General features: G+C 46.0%; 4 protein-coding genes. All 4 read left to right on the top strand.

Annotated features, from left to right (window positions below):
• Positions 1-484, top strand: a 484-nt coding sequence (locus NCN04_RS09040) for a phycobilisome rod-core linker polypeptide (protein WP_250395867.1), incomplete at its 5' end; no start/stop codon positions are given.
• A gap of 40 nt (positions 485-524) precedes the next feature.
• Positions 525-1,178: a pentapeptide repeat-containing protein gene (locus NCN04_RS09045; RefSeq protein WP_250395868.1), complete on the top strand. Its 654-nt coding sequence runs from the start codon at positions 525-527 to the stop codon at positions 1,176-1,178.
• Between the two features lie 161 nt (positions 1,179-1,339).
• Complete coding sequence (locus NCN04_RS09050; protein WP_250395869.1) at positions 1,340-2,224, top strand: phycobilisome linker polypeptide; 885 nt, start codon at positions 1,340-1,342, stop codon at positions 2,222-2,224.
• A gap of 51 nt (positions 2,225-2,275) precedes the next feature.
• Positions 2,276-3,922, top strand: a complete 1,647-nt coding sequence (locus NCN04_RS09055) for a phycobilisome rod-core linker polypeptide (protein WP_250395870.1) — start codon at positions 2,276-2,278, stop codon at positions 3,920-3,922.
• Positions 3,923-3,938: the final 16 nt, after the last annotated feature.

Here is a 3,938-nt window from a genome sequence, read left to right on the forward strand (position 1 = left end):
GAGATTTCAACAAGGATATTACCAATGCAGCTCAAATTACAGAATGGTGGATCAAATTGTAGGAAGAGTACTAGGCCGCTCAGTAAGTGGTGAAACAGAAAGATTAGCCTGGTCTATCGTCATCGCAGAAAAAGGCTTCACATGTTTTGTAGATCAAATCCTAGAAAGTGATGAATACATGACCAACTTTGGATATGATGGGGCTCCAGCACAGCGAGGGAGATTAATACCGGGGCGATCAACTGGAGACATGCCTATCTATCAAAGGTTCCCTCGTTATGGGGAAGAATGGAAAAATTCATTGATTGCAAGAGAATTCGTGAATAAAACATTCACCACTGGTGGAGTGAGTAGCACAATGAAATCACTAGTAGGCAAGCCACCTGAATGGCTCATTAAGACATGGTTGATCCTATTTGCAATTGGCGGCTTTGAAATCACAAGGGTGATAGTATCGATTGGCGTCTCCATGGTACGAAGCTAATAAAATGATTTTGAACATAGAAAATTGGAGTCCGCCTGAAATGGCGTCTCCCGATCAAATTAATAATTATCCAGTCGATGCGAGAGGTGCAGATTGGCGAAATCGAGATATTGGAACTCTGGATTTAATAAATGCAAATCTTTGTCGAACTGATATAAGAGGCGCAAATTTAACGTGTTGCCGATTGGAAAACACAGACCTGAGGCTTGCTAAATACGACAGCAAAACTGCGGTACCAGACGGATTCAACATCCGAACAAGTGGGGCAATCGGCCCAGGAGCACAACTCAATGGAGCCTTTTTAAACAATGCAGATTTGAGGGGAATCGATCTACGAAAAGCCTCATTAATGGGTGCTTATCTAAGCGGTGCAGATTTAAGCGGTGCATTACTGGACAATATTTCGTTAGCAGGAGCAGATTTGCGACATGCCATTTTACGAGGTGCCATGTGCAGAGGAACTCGATTTGGCACAAGCGAACTAAAGATGGCAGACCTAAGAGGTGCTGATCTCACTGAAGCCAATCTAGACACGTTGGAATCGATCCAAGGTAGCGATTTCTCTATGTGCAAAGGAATGGATCCTTATATTCAAACCTTGCTTGAGAGGCCTGCCATCGAATTGGATCATTGGAATCCACTCACGCGTAGCACTACAAGAGCAAGCCTCGAATCCTTGTCTTTAGAAGCATAACTTAACATTAAAGCGGGTCCATGGGCGGCGCTCGACGCCGCGATGGATCATTTCGTCGTTTCACGCAACAAAACGGAACACTTGATTGAGCTTTATAAAGAAGATGTCCGCTGGCAGAGGATTTCGAAGAGATTGTTCTGAGATAAACGAGAGAGCAATTCATGCCCTTTGGTCCTGCCTCGCTCCTAGGGATCGAGCGTTTCTCCGCAGAGAGTGAAGCTCCGCTCGAACTGCTTCCAGGCGACGACGACGTCCAAAAGGAAGCTTTGATCAGCGCAATCTACAAGCAGGTGCTTGGCAATGCCTATGTCATGGAGAGCGAGCGCCAATTGATCGCAGAGTCGCAATTCAAACTTGGCGAAATCAGCGTTCGTGAGCTGATCCGTCGCATTGCCAAGAGCGATCTGTACCGAAGCCGATTTTTCGAATCGTGCCCCCGTTATCGCTATATCGAGCTGGCCTTCCGTCATCTCTTGGGAAGAGCCCCAGTTGATTTCGAAGAGATGCGAGGGCATGCGGAACGCCTTGACAGTCTTGGCTATGAGGCCGATATCGATAGCTATTTAGATTCGGATGACTATCAAAATACCTACGGCGAATGGGTCGTTCCCTTTCAAAGGGGATGGAAAACAGACAGTTGTACAACACTCCAAGAATTCACATGGAGTTTCCAACTCCTTCGCGGTAATAGCAGTAGCAGCTTGAAGGGAGATCTTTCAGGAATTACAAGCAAACTCGGAGGAGCTGCTTACCAAAACTTGCCTCTTCCTGTGGTTCCGCCATCTTCGAATGAAGCAAAAGGCTGGAGCTTCCGAAGAGCCAAAAATCTTCAAGATGCACCGACACGCCTTGGTGTTGGAGCAGGGCAAGAAGGAACAACCTATCGCGTTGAAGTGACTGGATATAGCGCTAACAACGTACGAAGAATATCGCGGTACACGAAATCAAATCGTGTTTTCTACGTGCCCTTCGACAAGTTATCTGAGCAGTTTATAAGAATACATAGAGAAGGAGGTAAAATCTCAAGCATTACACCAGTCACCTAAGGCCAAAACATTTAAATCAACAAACAACCTCATCAAACCAAGAAATTGAACATGTCAACCAACAAAACATCATCCGGATTCGGCGCAGAGACCAAGTGGAATAACCCCGTCAGCTTTCAAAAGAAGGGAGCATCAAACCAAAAAGCAGCCTTAACGATAGGGGAATTCCTCAAGAATTCCTGTGATCAGATGGCAATTGGCGTAGGTCCAAGAAGCCATGCAGATTGTCCCCACAGAGTCACATCAGAATGCTATAGCCCAGACGATAACGCTTCGCTTGATGATGTAATTGCCGCTGCATATCGCCAAGTATTTGGCAACGCACATGTCATGGACTTCGAGCGTTGTAAAGAACTCGAAGCCCAACTCCGTAATGGAGAACTCACAGTTCGTGACTTTGTTCGTGGACTTGCAAAGTCAAGTTTCTACAAACAAAGATTTTTCACAGCTGTTGGGCCCCAAAGAGGGATTGATTTAAATATCAAACACCTGCTTGGAAGAGCACCACATTCACAGGCCGAGGTTTCAGCGAAAATTGCACTCCAAGCTGAACATGGACAAGAAGCTGTCATCGACAGCATTGTTGATTCTGCCGAATATCTCGAAGTGTTCGGAAGTGATGTGGTTCCTTATGCAAGAGCCTGGTCATCACCAGCAGATTTAGCAACCTCTGCCTTCCCCTTACTCGCAGCAATTCAAAAAAGCTTTGCGGGTAGTGATAGCGCCCGAGGTGGAAGTAGCAACCTCATCAGTAGTTATGCAAGCGGTCTGGCACCAAAAATCAATGTGCCATCAGAATCCATCGGAGTCAAACCAACTCCAAGTTTCGCAGCAGGTCGTTTTGCAAGCAGAGCACCTGGTGTGACAAGTGGCAAAGATGGAGCACCAATGCGTGGTGACAGCTACGTATTTTTTGGACTTGGTCAACGGGAACAAGAAACATTCCAGCGCTGTCCTGGTGACTCGACTGATCAGCTCAATGCCTTAATTCGAGCTTCCTACAAACAGGTTATGGGCAACCCCCACCTGATGGAATTTGAAAGGGCAATCTCGGCTGAAAGCAAGTTCATCGATGGTTATTTGAGTACTCGTGAATTTGTCCGCGCACTGGGACTGTCTGCAGAATACAAGCGTCGTTTCTTCGAAACAAATGCTCCGTATCGCTTCATAGAATTAAACTTTAAGCACTTCTTAGGACGAGCACCGAAATCACAAGCTGAAATCAGCGAGCATACAAAGATCCTTGCCGAAAGTGGTTATGAGGCAGAGATTTGTAGCTATGTAGACAGCGTTGAATATCAAACAACCTTCGGTGAAGATACCGTGCCATTTGCACGTATTCTTTCTGAAAATGGAAGGTCTCAGGTTGCCTTTAATCGTCACCTGAAATTAGCCGAGGGATATGCAGCAAGTGACACCGTTCAAACAGGATCGTCACTCGTGACCTCTGTTGCTACTAACACAGTGCCAGGAGGTTGGAGTTCGACCACCACTCGAATCAACCGCACTGGTACACAATCAGGTGCAGCAGATCCCACCACGAAGAGATTCAGAATTGTGGTATCAGCACAAACTGCACGCAGCAGACAACGCACAGCAGGTAGTACTTATTTAGTGTCTGGAAAAGACATGTCAAGCCAAATGAAGTACATCCATTCACGTGGTGGAAAGATCCTCTCAATTACCGAAGTAATGTAAGAATAGATTAACCTTC

This window comes from Synechococcus sp. MU1655 (genome assembly GCF_023630655.1).
GTDB lineage: Bacteria > Cyanobacteriota > Cyanobacteriia > PCC-6307 > Cyanobiaceae > Synechococcus_C.

Excerpts from the sequence above, each read along its gene's own strand:
- NCN04_RS09055 (WP_250395870.1), top strand. The coding sequence starts at position 2,276 with ATGTCAACCAACAAAACATCATCCGGATTCGGCGCAGAGACCAAGTGG.
- NCN04_RS09050 (WP_250395869.1), top strand. The coding sequence starts at position 1,340 with ATGCCCTTTGGTCCTGCCTCGCTCCTAGGGATCGAGCGTTTCTCCGCA.
- NCN04_RS09045 (WP_250395868.1), top strand. The coding sequence starts at position 525 with ATGGCGTCTCCCGATCAAATTAATAATTATCCAGTCGATGCGAGAGGT.